This window comes from Actinosynnema sp., assembly GCF_052038725.1.
Window position 1 is genome coordinate 1 of record NZ_JBQGCX010000578.1, and the last position, 16439, is coordinate 16439.

The following is a 16439-nucleotide window of genomic DNA, read 5'->3' on the forward strand; positions in this document are numbered from 1 at the left end:
CGCCGCCGGGCTCGGGGTCGCGGCCAGCACCGCCCGCGGCGGGCAGGTCGTGCGCGGGGGCGCGGGTGGCGCCGGTGGCGCAGGCGCGCTCACCGGGGACGCCGCCAAGGCCGCGGGCGTCAAGAACTCCGGCCCGGTCACCGGCAAGTCCGCGGGCGTGTCCGCCACGATCGGCGCGATCGACGGCGACGAGCGCCTCGCGCGCGGCGCCGCGGGCAAGGGCGCCCTCGCGGGCAAGGCCGGGGCGGCGTCGATGATGCAGCCCGCCGCCTCCGCCAAGGGCGGCCCCGACGAGGAGGACGGCGAGCACATCCGCAAGTACGGGGTGGACTCGGACGACGTCTTCGGCGACGAGCGCATGGTCGTGCAGTCCGTCATCGGCGACGAACCCGAGGCGAGGTGACCGCTCCCGGCACCGCAGTGCTGTCCACCCTGGAGTTCGACGTCGCCTGGGAGGCCGAGAGGCTCCCCAGGCGCAACGTCGCCCTCGACGTCCCCAGCCCCGGCATCACCCACACCGAGCGCGCCGAGCTCGTGCGCTCGGCGTGGGAGTCGCTGGAGCGCCGCGACCTCGCGTCCCGGCAGCGGGTCAGCCCCGAGCTGGCCGACGCGTTCTCGCTGCTGGCCAACCCGCAGGCCTGCGTGGACATCTGGATCTGGGTCGACGGCCGCAAGATCAAGGGCCTCGCCGCGTCCGCCGGGGACGACGCGGTGCTGGGCGTGGTCGACGGCGACGAGGTGTGGCTCATCCCGTCCCGCGCCACCGCCCTGGCCGAGGCCGCCGTGTCGGTGGCGGGCGAGATGCCCGCCGGGCGCGGCCGTTCCATCAGCCTGCCCAACGACGTGCTCCGCACCGCCTCCACCAAGGCGGGCCCCAGCGCCGAGCGGCTCATCACCGAGCTGGAGCGGCAGGGCGTCCCGCTGCACGAGGCCCAGGAGCTGGCCGCCATGTGCGAGGGCATGGGCACGCGCGGCCAGTTCGGCGCCGAGCGCGCCGCCAAGCGCGGCGAGCCCACGACCAGGGCCAAGCGCGTCGTCGCCTGGCACGACACCCCGTCCGGCCGCTACCTGCACCTGGTGCGCCCCAGCTCGGACGGCCGCGACTGGAGCACGATCACCCCGATCGACAACACCCGCCTCGCCGGGTGCGTCTGGGAGCTGCTCCAGGAGGTCTGACCGGCACGCCCCGAGGCCGCCCCCGCACCCGCGCGGGCGGCCTCGGGCGCGTCCGGGCCCGCCGCGTGGAACCCCGCCCCGCCCCACCGCGTCCTCCGTCGTGTCGATCCACCCACCGGTGACCGCGGCGACGCTCGCGGCCCCGGCCTTCCTGACCGCCTGGCGCAGCCTCGACCTCGGCGCGATGCCGCTCGTCCTGCACGTGCCGGGACCCCCGGCCCCCTGGTCCGACCTGGTCGCGGCGGGCCTGGCCCGCGCCACCGCCCTCGACCCGTGGCTGGCGGGCGCCTGCGCGCTGCTCGCCGCCCCGCCCCGCTCTGTCGACCTGCGCCTGGGCTACGGCAGCACCGCCGTGCGCGCCCTCGCCGCCCCGTCCGGCCCCGGCGCGCTCCGCGCCGTCCTCGCCGACCGCTCGGTCACCCTCGTCGAGCTGCCCTCCCCCGACCTGCCCGCCGCGCTGGCCGCCCTGCTCCCCGCCCACGACCGCGGCCGGATCGGCGCCCCTGGGCTGAGCGGTCGCATCGGGGCCGCCGCGCTCGACCAGGACGGCCGCAGGCGCCGCGCCGGGGACGTCGTCGACTTCCACGGCCCCGTCCACGCCGACGTGCTGCTCGCCCGCGCAGCCGCGCTGCTCAGCGGCCTCGCGTAGGTTGTCGCCATGCTCGGTGTCTCCACCAGGTCGGCCGTCCCCCCGTTCCGCGTGATGGAGGTGCTGTCCGCCGCGGCCGAGCGGCAGCGCGCCAAGGGGGACGTGGTCTCCCTCGCGGCGGGCCAGCCGTCGGGCCGCGCCCCGACCCCGGTGCTGGAGGCCGCCCGCCGCGCCCTGGTCGAGCAGCCCCTCGGCTACACCGAGCAGCTGGGCATCCCGGAGCTGCGCGAGGCCATCGCGGGCCACTACGACCACGAGCACGGCCTGGCCGTCTCCCCGGACGACGTCGTCGTCACCACCGGCTCCTCGGGCGCGTTCCTGCTGGCGTTCCTCGCCGCGTTCGACCCCGGCGACCGGGTCGCGCTGGCCCGCCCCGGCTACCCGGCCTACCGCAACATCCTGCGCGCGCTCGGCTGCGAGGTCGTGGAGCTCCAGTGCGGCCCGGACACCCGCTTCCAGCCCGCGGTCGACATGCTGGAGGGCCTGGACCTGAAGGGCCTGGTGCTGGCCAGCCCCGCGAACCCCACCGGCACGGTGCTGGCCGCGCCGGAGCTGGCCGCCCTCACCGGCTGGTGCGCCGAGCGCGGCGTGCGGCTGGTCAGCGACGAGATCTACCACGGCATCAGCTTCGGCGCGCCGCTCAGCTCCGCCTGGGAGACCTCCCGCGACGCGGTCGTGGTCAACTCCTTCTCCAAGGCGTTCGCGATGACCGGCTGGCGCCTGGGCTGGGCGCTCATGCCGCCGGACCTGCGGGCCGCCGCCGACCGGCTGACCGGCAACTTCACCCTGTGCCCGCCCGCGCTGCCGCAGCACGCCGCCGTCGCCGCGTTCACCCCCGAGTCCCGCGCCGAGATGGCGGGCCTGGTCGAGGGCTACCGGGTGAACCGCGACCTGCTGCTCAAGGGCCTGGCCGACCTCGGCATCACCCGCGTGGCCCCGGCGGACGGCGCGTTCTACGCCTACGCCGACGTCAGCCACCTCACCGACGACTCGACGGCGTTCTGCCGCAGGCTGCTCGACGACACGGGCGTGGCGATCGTGCCCGGCGCGGACTTCGACCCCGTGCTCGGCCACGAGCACGTGCGCTTCTCGTTCGCCTCGTCCCGCGAGGACGTCGAGGAGGCGCTGCGCCGGATCGGGGACTGGCTGGAACCCCAGGCCCCGCCCGCGCGTTGAACGGGCATGCTCAGGATCATCGCGGTGCTGCTGGCCCTCTGGCTGGTGCTCGCCGTGCTCGGCGCCCTGCTCAAGGGCGTGTTCTGGCTCGTGCTGATCGGCGGCACGGTCTTCCTCGGCCTCGCCGCCTACGGGGCGATCAAGTCCAACACCCGGTAGCGCGCCGCGCCGACGTGAGCTGACCTGCGGAAACGAGGTTCCGCAGGTCATCCCCGCGCGCCCGCGACCACACCGCCGGAGGTATCCGCGACCGCACCGCCGGACGCGCCTACAGCACGCCCAGCCCCACCAGCCGCTCCCGCGCGTCGGCCACCCCGCGCCACAGCAGCCCCGACATCCCGGCCGCCACCGCGCCGTCCACGTTGACCTGCCGGTCGTCCAGGAACACGCAGTCCCCCGGCTCCGCGCCCAGCCGCTCCGCGAGCAGCCGCCACACCTCCGGGTCCGGCTTGATCACGCCCAGGTCCCCGGAGAACACCAGGTGCCGGAAGTGCCGGGTCCACGCCTGCCGCTCCACAGCCCGCCCGAACGACGACGCCGCGTTGGACAGCAGCGCCAGCGGGACCCCGGCCGCGGCCAGCTCCCCGATCAGCGCCACGCTCTCCTCGGACGGCCGCATCCACCCCGCCCGGTCGACCTCGGCCAGCCGCCCGGCCAGCTCCGGCCCGACGTCGACGCCCAGGTCGGCCCCCACGCGCGCCCAGTACGCCTCGTCGGACAGCCCCCGGTCGTAGGCGTCCCGGTGCCGCCAGTACGCCTCGCCCACGTCGGCGACGCCGAGCAGCGCGGCCAGCCGGGGCAGTTCCTCGCTCGGGTGGCTGATGACCTCGCCGTAGTCGAACACGATCCAGCGCACGGCGTCAGCTCGCCGAGGAGATGCGGCGCAGGGCCTCGGCGACGGCCTCGGCGCCCACGTCGCGGTGGGTCACGAACCGGACCTTGCCCGACATCGTGCTGGCGTGCACCCCCAGGTGCCGCAGGCCGCTGAGGGTCACCTCCAGGTCGGGGACCTCGGCGAGCACGATGTTGGTCTCCGGCTCCACCACGTCCCAGCCCAGCTCGACCAGCCCGTCCGCGAGCGCCTTCGCGTTCACGTGGTCGGCCTCCAGGTCGTCGATCCGGTCCAGCCCGATCAGACCGGCGGCGGCCAGCACCCCGCCCTGCCGCACCCCGCCGCCCAGCATCTTGCGCAGCCGCCGCGCCTCCTGCACGAACGTGGTGGTCCCGGCGACCACCGACCCGACCGGCGCGCCCAGGCCCTTGCTCAGGCACACCTGCACGGTGTCCACGCCCACGGTCAGCGCCGCGGGCGGCAGCCCCAGCCGCACCGCCGCGTTCCACAGCCGCGCCCCGTCCAGGTGCACCCGCAGGCCGATGTCGCGGGCCGCCGACACCAGCAGCGCGTGCTCGTCCGGCGGCGTCACGGTCCCGCCCGCCGCGTTGTGCGTGTTCTCCAGGCACAGCAGCCGCGAGGTCAGCGTGTAGTAGGGGCCGGGCGAGCCCGCGGCGGCGCGCACCGACTCGGCCGTGACCCGTCCGGGGGCAACATCCCACTCCAACGGGTGAGGCATTCCGCCCGCGAGCCACGCCGCGGTGCCCAGCTCGGCGTCCAGCACGTGCGCGCCCCGCGCGGCCAGGAACCGGTCGCCCCGCCGCAGGTGCGCCATCAGCGCGATCAGGTTCCCCATGGACCCGGACGGCACCCACAGCGCCGCGTCCACGCCGAGCAGGTCCGCGACCCGCTCCTCCAGTCTGCGCATCGTGGGGTCCTGGTCGAGCACGTCGTCGCCCACTTCGGCGGCCGACATGGCCAGGCGCATCTTCTCGTCGGGCTGCGTCACGGTGTCCGAGCGGAGGTCGATCGGTGCGAGCTGGGTCACGAAAGGATCACATCACACCGGGCAAGCCCTGTCCCGACGGCCTCCTCGGTACCACGATGGAGGTGACGCACGTCTCCCGCGCGAGCCGTGCAACCACCAGGTGCCCCGGTTCCGTCCGGTAGGCGCAAGCACGACGAGCGGAGAGCGTCCGCGTGGACCAGCACGACGAGCAGGAGTTCGCGGAGTACTTCGCGGCTCGCCGGGAGGCCGTGCGCCGAACGGCGTTCCTGCTGTGCGGTGACTGGCACCGGGCGGACGACCTCGCCCAGACCGCGTTCGTCGCGCTGCACCGCAAGTGGCGCAAGATCCGGGACAGGGGCGCGCTCGACGCCTACGTCCGCCGCTGCGTGGTGCGCGCGGTGATCGACGAGTCCCGGCGGCCGTGGCGGCGGGAGCGGTTCGTGGACGCGGTCCCCGAGCGGCCCTCCACCGACGAGGTCGCCGAGTCGGTGGTCACCAGGGAGGCGCTCGTCGCGGGGCTCAAGCGGGTGCCGCCGAGGCAGCGGGCGGTGCTCGTGCTGCGGTTCCTGGAGGGCCTGGACGTCACGGCCGCCGCCGAGGCGCTGGGCTGCACCGAGGGCACCGTCAAGAGCCAGACCGCGCGGGGTCTCACGGCGCTGCGCGAAGCGCTGGGCGACGCGCTCGACGACCTGAGGTCGGCGTCCTGAACGGGAACGGCAGGAACGGGAACGGGAGGTGGGGGTAGTGGACGAGCGGAAGCTCGCGGAGGCGTTCCGCGACGCGGCTGACGGGGCCCCGGCGCCCGCGTTCGACCTGGACTCGGTGCGCTCGGCGTCCAAGCGGGCCACCCTGCGCAGGCGCTCCGCGCTCGCCGCAGGGTCGACGCTGGCCGTCGTGCTGCTCGCGGGCGGTGTCGCGGCGGGCGGGCTGCTGCCGGTCGGCGGCCCCGAGCGGGCCTCGTCGGCGCTGGAGAGCCAGGCGCCCGCGACCCTGGACATGGAGGCCGCCACCGCCGAACCCCGCGTGCTGGGCACCGAGGACGGCCCGCGCGGCGAAGCGGGGGAGCCCACCGGCGGCCAACCCCCCAAGAGCATCCCCGGTGACCCGTCCGAGCAGGGGGACGAACCACCGGGGAGCGCCGACCCCACGGTCGGCGGCACCCCCAGCGGGTGCGGAGCGGCCGACCGGGAGCTCGCTGTCGCCCTCGCCGGCGAACTCCCGGTCGCCCGCGACCTCGTGCCCACCGGGGTCACCGGCTGCCCGGCGGGCGCGCGCGGCGCGAGCTACCTGGTCAGGGCGGGCGCCGACTACGCGACGGTGTCCGTCGTGCTGGTCCCCGCCGGGGTGCGCGCGAGCCTGGCCACCGACCTGCGCCGCGAGGCCGTGGCCACCACAGCCTCCGGGGAGAGCGTCCACGTCCTGAGCGAACCCGCGGCGGGCGCCACCACCGCCCCCTACGCCGCCGACCTGCCAGGGCTGGCCCAGGCGATCGCGGCCGGGCGGTGAACCGGCGCGGCGGGCGCGTCCCACCGGCGACCCGCCGCCGGGTACCTTCCCCCGAATGACAGCCGCCGCGACACCCAAGGGCGTCCGCCGCCGCCAGGCGCTGGTGGAGGCCGCCGCGGAGCTGCTCGTGGAGGGCGGGTTCGCCGCGCTGCGCCACCGGGCCGTCGCCGAGCGCGCGGGCCTGCCGCTGGCCTCCACCACCTACTACTTCGACTCGATCGACGACCTGGTCACCGCCGCGCTGGAGCACCACGGCGACCTGGAGCTGGCGCGCGGCAAGGCCCGGCTGGACGAGCTCGACCCCGACGACTGCGACGGCGAGACCGTCACCGACCTCGTCCTGGAGCTCCTGCTCGGCCCACCGGGCGGCGAGCAGGACGCCGAGGCCGTCGTGCTGCGCTACGAGCGCCTCATCGCCACCGGCCGCCGCCCCTACCTGCGCCCGCTCATGCACCGGCAGAAGAGCGCGCTGCACGCCCTCATCCTCGACATCTTCGCCCGAGCGGGCAGGCGGGTCGGGCCCGAGCGCGTCGAGGAGCTGATCGCCCTCGTCGACGGGACCGTCGTCAACGCCCTCATCGAGGTCGACCCGGACCCCAGGGGCGTCGCCAGGAAGATGCTCTCCCGCGCCCTGCAACCCCGCTGACCCCCCGCGCGTGTAGTCCCAGGGGAGGGGCGGAAGGGGACTTCTGATGGGCAAGGCGGACGAGCAGGCGTTCCGCGACTTCGCCGAGCGGCAGGCGGGCGCGCTGCGGCGCACCGCCTACCTGTTCTGCGGCGACTGGCACACGGCGGAGGACCTGATGCAGGCCACCCTGCTCAAGCTCTACCAGGCGTGGCACCGGGTCGAGTGGCGCGACAACGCCAACGCCTACGCCCGCAAGGTCCTGCTGCGCACCTGGCTGGACGAGCGGCGCCGACCGTGGCGCAGGGCCGAGCAGCGGGACGGGGAGCTCCCGGAGGTCGCGGACGCGGCAGCCGACCCCGACCTGGCGGGGGAGCGGTTGTGGGCGAGGGACCTGGTGCACGCGGGCCTGCTGCGCGTGCCGCCGAGACAGCGGGCGGTCCTCGTGCTGAGGTACTTCGAGGACCTGCCGGTGAGCGAGGTGGCCGTCGCGATGGGGTGCACCGAGGGGACGGTCAAGAGCCAGACGGCTCGTGGGCTGGTCGCGCTGCGCGCGGCCGTGGAAGCGGTGGAGGGGCGGGTGGTTGCGTCATGAGCGAGGCTGAACTGCGGGAGGGGTTGCTCGCCGCGCTGGGCGACGAGCCCCCGCTGGACTTCGACGCCGACGCGCTGATCAGGAAGGGCAGGCAGCGGCGCAAGCGCAGGCGCGCGCTGGCCGCCGTCGGCACGACCACGGCGCTGCTGCTGGTGACGGCCCTGTCGGTGCCGCTGGTGCTCGACCGGCTGCGCTCCGGCGCGGTGGACTCGGCCGCGTCGGGCCTGATCGTCACCGGGACCGCGGACCCCGGCGCGGTCTCGGCGGAGCCGTCCCCCACCGGGACGTCCGACGTGCCCCCCGGCTTCGAGGAGCTCGAGGGGTACAGCTACCCGGGGGCCTGGATCGCCTACTACTTCGAGTCCGTCTACCCCCACTACGGGACGCTGACCGTGGGCAAGCCCAAGGTCGTCGAGGACACCTACGCCCAGCTGGGCACTGAGCTGGGCCTGGCGGGCGTCCTCGTCCCGTACGGGACGGCGGACCGCGCCGGGCTGCTGCGCGTCGACGTCGGCGGCAAGGACTCCCCGCTGGCCCGGTCGTGCTCGGGCGAGCACCTGAGCTGCCGGGCCACGAGCACCCTGCCGGACGGCACCACCGTCGACGTCGCCGACGTCTACGCCGCCGAGGGCGTCCCGTCCGGCCTCGCGATCACCCACCACCGGGCGGACGGCACGGTCGTGCGCGTCCGGAACTTCGTCTACGACCCCGTCGCGCCCGATCAGCCCCCGCTCGACACGGGCAGCTACGACGCCATGCACGGCATCGCCACGGACGGGAACCTCAAGATCACCGCGGGCTGACTATCCTGACCGCGTGAGCAAGCCCCGCATCTCGAACGTCCTCGCAGGTCGCTACGCGTCAGCGGACCTGGTCCGGCTCTGGTCGGCCGAGCACAAGATCGTCCTGGAACGGCAGCTGTGGCTGGCCGTGCTCCGGGCGCAGGCCGAGCTGGGCGTCGAGGTGCCCGAGGACGCCGTCGCCGACTACGAGCGCGTGCTGGAGCAGGTCGACCTGGCCTCCATCGCCGACCGCGAGCGCGTGACCAGGCACGACGTGAAGGCCCGCATCGAGGAGTTCAACGCCCTCGCCGGTCACGAGCACGTGCACAAGGGCATGACCTCGCGCGACCTGACCGAGAACGTCGAGCAGCTCCAGGTGCTGCGCTCCCTGGAGCACGTGCGGGGCCGGGTGGCCGCCGTGCTGGCGCGCCTGGCCGGGCTCGCCGCCGAGCACACCGGCCTGGTCATGGCGGGCCGCTCGCACAACGTGGCCGCCCAGGCCACCACCCTCGGCAAGCGCTTCGCCACCGCCGCCGACGAGCTGCTCGTCGCGTTCCAGCGGGTCGACGAGCTGATCGCCCGCTACCCGCTGCGCGGCGTCCAGGGCCCGGTCGGCACCGCCCAGGACATGCTCGACCTGCTCGGCGGCGACCGCGAGCGGCTCGCCGACCTGGAGAGCGCCGTCGCCCGGCACCTCGGGTTCGAGCGGCTGTTCACCAGCGTCGGCCAGGTCTACCCGCGCTCGCTCGACTTCGACGTGCTCTCCAGCCTCGTGCAGGTGGCCGCCGCCCCGTCGTCGCTGGCCAAGACCATCCGGCTGATGGCGGGCCACGAGCTGGTCACCGAGGGCTTCAAGCCCGGCCAGGTCGGCTCCAGCGCCATGCCGCACAAGATGAACACCCGCTCGTGCGAGCGCGTCAACGGCCTGGCCGTGGTGCTGCGCGGCTACCTGTCCATGGTCGGCGAGCTGGCGGGCGACCAGTGGAACGAGGGCGACGTGTCGTGCTCGGTGGTGCGCCGCGTCGCGCTGCCTGACGCGTTCTTCGCGCTGGACGGCCTGCTGGAGACGTTCCTGACCGTGCTGGACGAGTTCGGCGCCTACCCGGCGGTGGTGCAGCGCGAGCTGGACCGCTACCTGCCGTTCCTGGCCACCACGAAGGTGCTGATGGCGTCGGTGCGCGCGGGCGTCGGCCGGGAGAGGGCCCACGAGGCGATCAAGGAGAACGCGGTCGCGGTCGCGCTGGCCATGCGCGAGCAGGGGCTGGCCGAGAACGACCTGCTGGACCGGCTGGCCGCCGACGAGCGGGTCCCGCTGGACCGGGCCGGGCTGGACGCGCTGCTGGCCGACCGGCTCTCGTTCACCGGGGTGGCCGAGGACCAGGTCGCCAGGGTCGCCGAGGCGGTGGCCGCGCTGCTGGACAAGCACCCCGGCGCCGCCGACTACGCGCCCGCGCCGATCCTCTGAGCGCCTGAGCGCTTGGACTGCCCGAGCGCCCGCACGACCTGACACCGCCCGGCCGGAGACCTCCCCGGTCGGGCGGTCCCGCGCTCAGCCCTCCCAGCGCAGCCAGCCGCGCGGACCGGCCTGGCACACCAGCCTGCGGCCGGTCGGGTCCACCGCCGTCGTCCCGACCTCCGCGCACGGGAACCCGCCCAGCGCGATCTGGTCGTACCGCCGGGTGTCCTCGCGCGCGCTGGTCGTCGTCGTGGGCGCGGGCGCGCTGGCGGGCGGCGGGGCCGTCGTGGTCGGCGCGGGTGGTGGCGGCGGGGCGGTCGTGCCCGCCACGGTCGGCCGCGCCGCGGTCGGCGCGGGCCGCACCGAGATGTCCACCTGCGGCACCAGCACCGTCGTCGGCGCGGGCTTGGCCGTCGTCGTGGTCGCGGCAGGCGCGGGCGCGGCCTGCGGCGAGCCGCCGGCGGTGAGCAGCGCGAGCAGCGCCGCTCCGGTCAGCGCCGCAGCGCGCGGGAGTGCTCTCCGGTCCACCACGACGAGCACACTAGGGGCGGCGACCCGCTGCTCCAAGCGGCGTATCCCGATCGGTCTAACGGCGGCGCGCCGCGCCCGAGGGCGGGACGCGCCCCCGGCGCGCCCCACCACCCGCGCTACAGCCGCCCCGCGTCCACGATCCGCCGCAGGAACAACCTGGTCCGCTCGTGCTCCGGCTCGCCGAGCACCTGCGCGGGCGGCCCCGACTCCAGCAGCCTGCCCCCGTCCAGGAAGCACACCCGGTCGGCGACCTGCCTGGCGAAGCCCATCTCGTGCGTGGCCATCAGGATCGTCGTGCCCTGCGCCGCCAGCTCCCGCACCAGCCCGAGCACCTCGCCCACCAGCTCCGGGTCCAGCGCGCTGGTGATCTCGTCCAGCAGCAGCAGCCTCGGCCCGTGCGCCAGCGCCCTGGCGATCGCCACCCGCTGCTGCTGCCCGCCCGACAACCGGTCCGGGTAGGACCCCGCCCGGTCGGCCAGCCCGACCCGCGCCAGCAGCTCGCGGGCGCGCTCCTCGGCCTGCGCGCGCGGCGCCCGGTGCACCACCCGCGACGCGAGCGTCACGTTGTCCAGCACCGACATGTGCGGGAACAGGTTGTAGGACTGGAACACCACGCCCATCCGCCGCCGCGCCACGTCCGCGTCGACCCTCGGGTCCGAGACGTCCTCGCCGTCGAGCAGCACCTGCCCGTCGTCCAGGTCCTCCAGCAGGTTCGCGCAGCGCAGCAGCGTCGACTTGCCCGAGCCGGACGAGCCGATCAGCACCACGACCTCGTGCTCGGCCACGTCCAGGTCGATCCCGTCGAGCACCCGCCGCCCGCCGTACTCCTTCACCACGTTCCGCAGCCCCAGCACGGGCTGCCCGGTCACCGGCCCGCTCATCGCGCCCCCTGCCGCTCGGCCGCCCGCCGCGCCACCGCGTCGGCCAGCCGCCCCGACGGGATCGCCAGCAGCACGAACAGCAGCGCCGCGACCACGTACGGGGTGAAGTTGAACGTCTTGGCCTGCACGATCTGCGCCGCCCGCACCGCGTCCACCGCGCCGAGCACCGAGATCAGCCCGCAGTCCTTCTGCAGCGCCACGAAGTCGTTGAGCAGCGCGGGCGTCACCCGCCGCACCGCCTGCGGCAGCACCACCAGCCGCAGCGTCCTGCGGTGGTCCAGCCCCAGCGAGCGGGCCGCCGCGATCTGCGACGGGTGGACCGACTCGATGCCCGCCCGGAACACCTCGGCCACGTACGCGCTGTACGTCAGCACCAGCGCGATCCCGCCCAGCACCACCGGGTCCGTCGGCACCCCGCCCAGCCGCAGCGCGGGCAGCCCGAACCCGACCAGGTACAGCAGGATGATCAGCGGCAACCCCCGGAACAGGTCCACGTACCCGGTGGCCAGCGCCCGCAGCGGGAACCACACCGGCCCGCGCAGCGTGCGCAGCCCGGCCAGCAGCACCGCCAGCACCAGCACGCACGCCGCGCACACCAGCAGCACGCGCAGGTTCAGCCACAGCCCGTCGAGCACGGCGGGCAGCGCGTCCCACGCCACCTCCGCGCTGAGGAACGACTCCCGCACCCTGGGCCAGCCGGGCGCCCCGGTCACCGTGAACCAGGCCGCCGCGGCGAACACCAGGGTCGACGCCAGCGCGACGGCCGTCGACCGCCTGGCCCGCGAGCGCCGGTACGCCAGCCGCTCCCGGTGCAGCTCGCTCACCGGGAGCGGCCGACCCCCCTCGGGGCCGGCCACCAGCGGATCGCTCACTTCAGGACGGGCGCGTTGCCCGCGCTGGACAGCCACTCCTGGGCCAGCGCGTCGAGCGCGCCCCTGGAGCGCAGCGCCTCGACCGCCTGCGACACGCAGTTGGTCAGCGGGCTGCCCTTGTCCAGCACGGCGCCGAACTGCTCCGGCTTGCCGTCACCGGCCGGGACCTGCCCGACGATCTTCGCGTCGTCCAGCTCGGCCGAGGTGATGTAGAACGCGGTCGGCAGGTCCACCACCAGCGCCTGGACCTGCCCGGCGCGCAGCGCGGCCTTGGCGTCGTCGTTGGTGTTGTAGACCGACACCTGCTCCGAGGGCTGGAGCCGCTGCGCCGCGTCGTACGAGGTGGTGCCGACCTGCGCGCCGATCTTCACGCCGCGCAGCGCCTCCAGCGTCGTCACCGACGCCGCAGGGGAGCTGTCGAGCGCCACGACGGCCTGCGCCACGTCGTAGTAGGGCGCGGAGAAGTCCACGGCCTGCTTGCGCTCCTCGGTGATGGAGAACTGGTTCAGGTCCAGGTCGTAGGTCTTCGCGCCGGGCTGGATCGCCGCGTTGAACGGCACCCGCACCCACTCCACGTCGGACTTGGCGTAGCCGAGCTCCTCGGCCAGCGCGTACGCGACGGCGGACTCGAAGCCCTTGCCGCTGGCCGGGTCGTCGTCGGAGAACCACGGCTCGTACGCGGGCTGGTCGGTGCCCACGGTCAGCTTGCCCGCCGTCAGGGTGGTCAGGTCCTCCTTCTTGCAGGAGGCCGGGCCCGAGGAGCCGGAGGGCGCGGGGGCGGACTGGTCGACGGGGGCGCACGCGGAGGCGGCGGCGATCGCGGCGGCGGCGATCAGCAGGGCGGGGTAGCGCATGGCGGTCATCATCCCCCGTACCGGGCGGATCGCTCACCTGCTGGGACAAGTACGCTGCTCCGCGTGCCGCAGCTCGCCGACTACCCCGTGATCGCCACCGGCAAGGTCCGCTCGGTCCACGCCGTGGACGACGAACTCCTGCTGTTCGTCGCGTCCGACCGGATCTCCGCCTACGACCACGTCCTGAGCACGCCCATCCCCGACAAGGGGCGGGTGCTCACGGCGATGAGCGTGTTCTGGTTCGACAAGCTCGCCGACCTGGCGCCGAACCACCTCGTCGCCTGGGACGACCCGCGCATCCCGGCCGAGGTCGCAGGCCGGGCGCTGCTGGTGAAGCGGCTGGACATGGTGCAGGTCGAGTGCGTCGCGCGCGGCTACCTCACCGGTTCCGGCATGGTCGAGTACCGGGAGACCGGGTCGGTGTGCGGCGTGCCGCTGCCCGAGGGGCTCGTCGAGGCCTCCGAGCTGGCCGAGCCGATCTTCACGCCTGCCACCAAGGCCGAGCTCGGCGCGCACGACGAGAACGTGAGCTTCGAGCACGTCGAGTCCGTCGTGGGCGGCGCGCTGGCCGAGGAGCTGCGCGCGCGGACCCTCCAGGTGTACTCGGCGGCCCGCGAGCACGCGCGCAGCCGCGGCGTGGTCCTGGCGGACACCCAGTTCGAGTTCGGCGTCGACCGCGCCGGGGCGCTGGTGCTGGCCGACGAGGTGCTCACCCCGGACTCGTCCCGCTACTGGCCCGCCGACTCCTACGAGGCAGGCCGGGTGCAGCCCTCGTTCGACAAGCAGTACGTGCGCGACTGGCTGACCTCGGCCGAGTCCGGCTGGGACCGCAAGTCGGACGCGCCGCCGCCCGCGCTGCCCGACGAGGTGGTGGCCGCGACCCGCGCCCGGTACGTCGAGGCGTACGAGCGGATCACCGGGCTGTCCTTCGCGGACTGGCCCTCGGCCTGAGCCTCCCCCGCTGAGCGCCCCGGCGCGGTCCCGGTTCTCCGGGGTCGCGCCGGAGCTATTCCCGGCCCTCTACCTGGGTTTCGCGGAATCCGCATCCCGCCTTCACCCCGCCGTGGTGCGCAGTACACGCCCGTGCGGCGCACTGGTGGGCATGGTCGCGCGCCTGGTGGTGTCGCTGTCGGGGATCGGGTCCGCGTCGGTGGGGCCGAGCTCGGAACTGGCCGGTGAGCTGGACCGCCGGGGTGTTCCGCTGTCGTTGCTCCTCGCGCCTGCGCACGTCCGGCGGGGCGAGGCGCTGGACTGGGTGCGGTCGCGGCTGGACGGGGGCGACGCGCTCGTCCAGCACGGGTTCGACCACCGCGACGACCCGTTCGCGCTGCGCAGGCGCGCGGAGTTCGCGGTGCTGCCCGCGCACGAGGCCGGGCTGCGGCTGGTGGCGGCCCGCGCCGCGTTCGCCCGGCACGGCCTGGCCACCGACGTGTTCGCGCCGCCGTCCTGGGTGGTCTCGCCCGGCGCGCTGCTCGCGCTGGCCAGGCACCGGTTCGCGGTGTGCGCCGACCTCGCGGGCGTGCGGGACCTGCGCACCGGCCGGCACGTGGAGAGCCGGGTGCGCGGTGGCGGCCCCAAGGGGCTGGCCGCCGCGCTGCGCCGGGGCGGGGTGGTGCGGATCGGCGTCGACGCGGCCGACCTGCCGGGGCTGCGCGGCGCGGTGCTCGGCGCCGTGGACGTCGTGCTGGCCCACGGCGCCGACCCGACGACCTACGCCGACCTGATGACCGGGTCAGACCTCGGTCGGCTCACCCGGCGCTAGCACCACCACCGACGTCCCGGCGGGGGCCGTGGACGTGAGCACGGTGTGGTGCAGGGTCGGGTCCGCGAGCACGGCCTGGTGGATCGGCACCGCGACGCGCGGGGCGATCGCGGCCAGGAAGTCGGCCGCCTCGGACAGCTTCAGCCAGGGGGCGGCGGCGGGCAGGCCCAGCACGTCCACGGGCTCGCCGGGCAGGGCGAGCGAGTCGCCGGGGTGGTAGAAGCCGTCGACCAGGTAGCCGACGTTCAGCGGCAGCGGGATCGCGGGGTGGACCTCCTCGTGCGGCGCGGCCAGCACCCGCACGCGCGCGCCGCCCAGCTCCAGCTCCGCGCCGGGTTCGGCGGTCGTCGCGCCCAGGTCCGGGTGCTGCGCGGCGGAACCGGGGTCGAGCACCAGGGTCGCGCCGGGGTTGGCCGCGAGCAGCGCGGGCAGCCGCGCCGGGTCGAGGTGGTCGGGGTGCTGGTGGGTGACCAGCACCGCGTCCAGCCCGGTGAGCCGCTCGAACCCGGCCGAGTAGGCGCCGGGGTCGAACAGCAGGCGAGCCCCGCCCGCCTCCACGAGCAGGCAGGACTGGCCGAAGTGGGTGATCCTCACGCGGTTCTCCTAGGTCGGTGCCCCCTGCTCCCCGTTCTACCCCCGGAGCCGCGCGGCCTGCCCGGCGCACCGGTCAGCCCAGCTCGTCGAGCAGCGCCTCCTCGGTGGCGGCGTCCAGCCCGGCCCGGCGCGGCCGGTCGAGCCCGAGCTCCCGCTCGTGCGCCAGCGCGTCCACGGCCGTCTCGGACACCGGCCGCACCCGCAGCCCGGCTTCGAGGGCGGGCCGGGGGTTGCGGAACATCATCGCCTCGAACCCCTCGGGCAGCCACAGCGGCAGCGAGCGCGGCCCGGCCCACGGCTGCACGCCGTGCCGGTCGAGCACGTCCACCGGCGCCCGCACCAGCTCGGTCCCGGAGGGGGCCACCGCGCCCGCGACCTCGCCGAGCAGCAGGCTCAGCGGCTCGGCCGGACCGACCCCGTCGTAGGTGCCGGTGATCCGCTGCTCGGCCGCGTCCACGACCCAGGCGGCGAGGTCGCGCACGTCCACGTGCTGCACGGGCTGCTCCGGCGCGTCGGGCACGACCACCCGGCCGCCGAGGGACATCCGGGCGGGCCAGTAGCCGAACCGGTCGCTGAGGTCGCCGGGCCCGGTGATCAGGCCCGCGCGCACCACGAACGCCCGGTCCTCCAGCGCGTCGCGCACGGCGTTCTCGGCGGCGACCTTCAACGCCCCGTACCGCTCGGGCGTGACGGGCGCGTCCGGGTCGTCCTCGACGGGCTCCAGCAGCTCGGTGCTCGTGGACGACGACGGGTCGGCGTAGACGGACCCGGTGGAGACGAAGGTCCAGTGCCCGGCGTCGTCCCCGAGCACCCGCAGGGCCTCCCGCACCCACCCCACGGACCGCGCGACGTCCACCACCGCGTCGAACCGCTCGCCCGCGAGCCCCCCGAGCCCGACCGCCCGGTCGACCTCGACGAGCGAGGCCCCGCCGGGCACACCCCCGGAGACCCCGCGCGCCGCGCACACCACCTCGTGCCGCCGCCGCACGGCTTCGGCCGCGACCGCGCGACCGAGGAACACCGTCCCCCCGAGCACCAGTATCCGCATGGGGCCACCTTGCTCGCGCCCGAGCCGCACGGGCCAGCGACTCCGCCGACGGCGAACGGACGAACACACGTTCGGGTGGGCTTGATCGAGG

At 75.4% G+C, this 16439-nt stretch carries 20 protein-coding genes and 1 pseudogene; 13 read left to right on the forward strand and 8 right to left on the reverse strand.

The annotated features are described in order from the left end of the window. From ACTUAL_RS12005 to ACTUAL_RS12025, 5 genes and pseudogenes are all read left to right on the forward strand, one after another. Positions 1-403 (forward strand): annotated as a pseudogene (locus ACTUAL_RS12005) (hypothetical protein); the annotation flags it as partial. Further along, the gene (locus ACTUAL_RS12010) at positions 400-1176 is read left to right on the forward strand and encodes an ESX secretion-associated protein EspG (protein WP_096497371.1); all 777 of its coding nucleotides are present in this window, start codon (positions 400-402) and stop codon (positions 1174-1176) included. The pseudogene ACTUAL_RS12005 and the gene ACTUAL_RS12010, both read left to right, overlap by 4 nt. 118 nt (positions 1177-1294) lie before the next feature. Then, positions 1295-1825: an ESX secretion-associated protein EspG gene (locus tag ACTUAL_RS12015; protein ID WP_096498136.1), complete on the forward strand. Its 531-nt coding sequence runs from the start codon at positions 1295-1297 to the stop codon at positions 1823-1825. Between the two features lie 9 nt (positions 1826-1834). Then, positions 1835-3001 carry a pyridoxal phosphate-dependent aminotransferase gene (locus tag ACTUAL_RS12020; protein ID WP_096497370.1) on the forward strand — a complete coding sequence of 389 codons (1167 nt, stop codon included), beginning with the start codon at positions 1835-1837 and terminating at the stop codon, positions 2999-3001. A 6-nt stretch (positions 3002-3007) separates the two neighbouring features. Then, on the forward strand, positions 3008-3160 hold the full coding sequence (locus ACTUAL_RS12025; RefSeq protein WP_177154563.1) for a hypothetical protein: 153 nt from the start codon (positions 3008-3010) through the stop codon (positions 3158-3160). A 109-nt stretch (positions 3161-3269) separates the two neighbouring features. On the opposite strand, the gene ACTUAL_RS12030 is transcribed toward ACTUAL_RS12025, so the two are convergent. Both ACTUAL_RS12030 and ACTUAL_RS12035 read right to left on the reverse strand, forming a co-directional pair. Beyond that, positions 3270-3857: an HAD family hydrolase gene (locus ACTUAL_RS12030; protein ID WP_440900294.1), complete on the reverse strand. Its 588-nt coding sequence runs from the start codon at positions 3855-3857 to the stop codon at positions 3270-3272. 4 nt (positions 3858-3861) lie between these two features. After that, a complete protein-coding gene (locus ACTUAL_RS12035) occupies positions 3862-4881 on the reverse strand; it encodes a threonine aldolase family protein (protein ID WP_096497368.1) in 1020 nt (339 codons plus the stop codon). 152 nt (positions 4882-5033) lie between these two features. Between ACTUAL_RS12035 and ACTUAL_RS12040 the strand changes: the two genes are divergently transcribed. The 6 genes from ACTUAL_RS12040 to purB are packed head-to-tail and all read left to right on the forward strand — an operon-like array spanning position 5034 to position 9815. Further along, positions 5034-5549 (forward strand): SigE family RNA polymerase sigma factor, encoded by a 516-nt coding sequence (locus tag ACTUAL_RS12040; RefSeq protein ID WP_440900295.1) that lies wholly within the window; start codon positions 5034-5036, stop codon positions 5547-5549. A gap of 37 nt (positions 5550-5586) precedes the next feature. Beyond that, complete coding sequence (locus ACTUAL_RS12045) at positions 5587-6348, forward strand: hypothetical protein (protein ID WP_096497366.1); 762 nt, start codon at positions 5587-5589, stop codon at positions 6346-6348. Positions 6349-6403: 55 nt separating this feature from the next. Further along, positions 6404-6994 (forward strand): TetR/AcrR family transcriptional regulator, encoded by a 591-nt coding sequence (locus ACTUAL_RS12050; protein WP_440900296.1) that lies wholly within the window; start codon positions 6404-6406, stop codon positions 6992-6994. A gap of 46 nt (positions 6995-7040) precedes the next feature. Next, positions 7041-7568 carry an RNA polymerase sigma factor gene (locus ACTUAL_RS12055; protein ID WP_096497364.1) on the forward strand — a complete coding sequence of 176 codons (528 nt, stop codon included), beginning with the start codon at positions 7041-7043 and terminating at the stop codon, positions 7566-7568. Then, on the forward strand, positions 7565-8371 hold the full coding sequence (locus ACTUAL_RS12060) for a hypothetical protein (RefSeq protein WP_096497363.1): 807 nt from the start codon (positions 7565-7567) through the stop codon (positions 8369-8371). The genes ACTUAL_RS12055 and ACTUAL_RS12060 overlap by 4 nt, the downstream gene beginning before the upstream one ends. A gap of 13 nt (positions 8372-8384) precedes the next feature. Then, entirely contained in the window at positions 8385-9815 is a 1431-nt protein-coding gene (purB, locus tag ACTUAL_RS12065) for an adenylosuccinate lyase (protein ID WP_440900297.1), read from the forward strand. Between the two features lie 84 nt (positions 9816-9899). Here purB and ACTUAL_RS12070 read toward each other — a convergent pair whose 3' ends face one another. From ACTUAL_RS12070 to ACTUAL_RS12085, 4 genes are all read right to left on the reverse strand, one after another. Then, complete coding sequence (locus tag ACTUAL_RS12070) at positions 9900-10373, reverse strand: hypothetical protein (protein ID WP_440900298.1); 474 nt, start codon at positions 10371-10373, stop codon at positions 9900-9902. 80 nt (positions 10374-10453) lie between these two features. Beyond that, complete coding sequence (locus ACTUAL_RS12075; protein WP_440900299.1) at positions 10454-11218, reverse strand: amino acid ABC transporter ATP-binding protein; 765 nt, start codon at positions 11216-11218, stop codon at positions 10454-10456. Continuing rightward, a complete protein-coding gene (locus ACTUAL_RS12080) occupies positions 11215-12042 on the reverse strand; it encodes an amino acid ABC transporter permease (RefSeq protein ID WP_177154561.1) in 828 nt (275 codons plus the stop codon). Before ACTUAL_RS12080 ends, ACTUAL_RS12075 begins: the two co-directional genes overlap by 4 nt. Positions 12043-12086: 44 nt before the next feature. Beyond that, positions 12087-12944, reverse strand: coding sequence for an ABC transporter substrate-binding protein (locus ACTUAL_RS12085; RefSeq protein WP_096498134.1), 858 nt, complete (start codon positions 12942-12944; stop codon positions 12087-12089). Positions 12945-13007: 63 nt separating this feature from the next. On the opposite strand from ACTUAL_RS12085, the gene ACTUAL_RS12090 reads away from it, so the two are divergent. Together ACTUAL_RS12090 and ACTUAL_RS12095 are read left to right on the forward strand one after the other, a co-directional pair. Further along, the gene (locus tag ACTUAL_RS12090) at positions 13008-13895 is read left to right on the forward strand and encodes a phosphoribosylaminoimidazolesuccinocarboxamide synthase (protein WP_440900300.1); all 888 of its coding nucleotides are present in this window, start codon (positions 13008-13010) and stop codon (positions 13893-13895) included. Between the two features lie 115 nt (positions 13896-14010). Next, complete coding sequence (locus ACTUAL_RS12095) at positions 14011-14706, forward strand: DUF2334 domain-containing protein (RefSeq protein WP_309142034.1); 696 nt, start codon at positions 14011-14013, stop codon at positions 14704-14706. Here the strand turns inward: ACTUAL_RS12095 and ACTUAL_RS12100 are convergent. Continuing rightward, complete coding sequence (locus ACTUAL_RS12100; RefSeq protein ID WP_440900301.1) at positions 14677-15300, reverse strand: MBL fold metallo-hydrolase; 624 nt, start codon at positions 15298-15300, stop codon at positions 14677-14679. The two genes, ACTUAL_RS12095 and ACTUAL_RS12100, sit on opposite strands and share 30 nt — an antisense overlap. A gap of 73 nt (positions 15301-15373) precedes the next feature. Next, complete coding sequence (locus tag ACTUAL_RS12105) at positions 15374-16348, reverse strand: NAD-dependent epimerase/dehydratase family protein (RefSeq protein WP_096497357.1); 975 nt, start codon at positions 16346-16348, stop codon at positions 15374-15376. Between the last annotated feature and the right edge of the window lie 91 nt (positions 16349-16439).

Bases quoted from the DNA above. Each gene is read 5' to 3' on its own strand.
- ACTUAL_RS12025 (WP_177154563.1), top strand. From the start codon at position 3,008: ATGCTCAGGATCATCGCGGTGCTGCTGGCCCTCTGGCTGGTGCTCGCC.
- ACTUAL_RS12050 (WP_440900296.1), top strand. From the start codon at position 6,404: ATGACAGCCGCCGCGACACCCAAGGGCGTCCGCCGCCGCCAGGCGCTG.
- ACTUAL_RS12020 (WP_096497370.1), top strand. From the start codon at position 1,835: ATGCTCGGTGTCTCCACCAGGTCGGCCGTCCCCCCGTTCCGCGTGATG.
- ACTUAL_RS12105 (WP_096497357.1), bottom strand. From the start codon at position 16,348: ATGCGGATACTGGTGCTCGGGGGGACGGTGTTCCTCGGTCGCGCGGTC.
- ACTUAL_RS12060 (WP_096497363.1), top strand. From the start codon at position 7,565: ATGAGCGAGGCTGAACTGCGGGAGGGGTTGCTCGCCGCGCTGGGCGAC.
- ACTUAL_RS12075 (WP_440900299.1), bottom strand. From the start codon at position 11,218: ATGAGCGGGCCGGTGACCGGGCAGCCCGTGCTGGGGCTGCGGAACGTG.
- ACTUAL_RS12085 (WP_096498134.1), bottom strand. From the start codon at position 12,944: ATGCGCTACCCCGCCCTGCTGATCGCCGCCGCCGCGATCGCCGCCGCC.
- ACTUAL_RS12055 (WP_096497364.1), top strand. From the start codon at position 7,041: ATGGGCAAGGCGGACGAGCAGGCGTTCCGCGACTTCGCCGAGCGGCAG.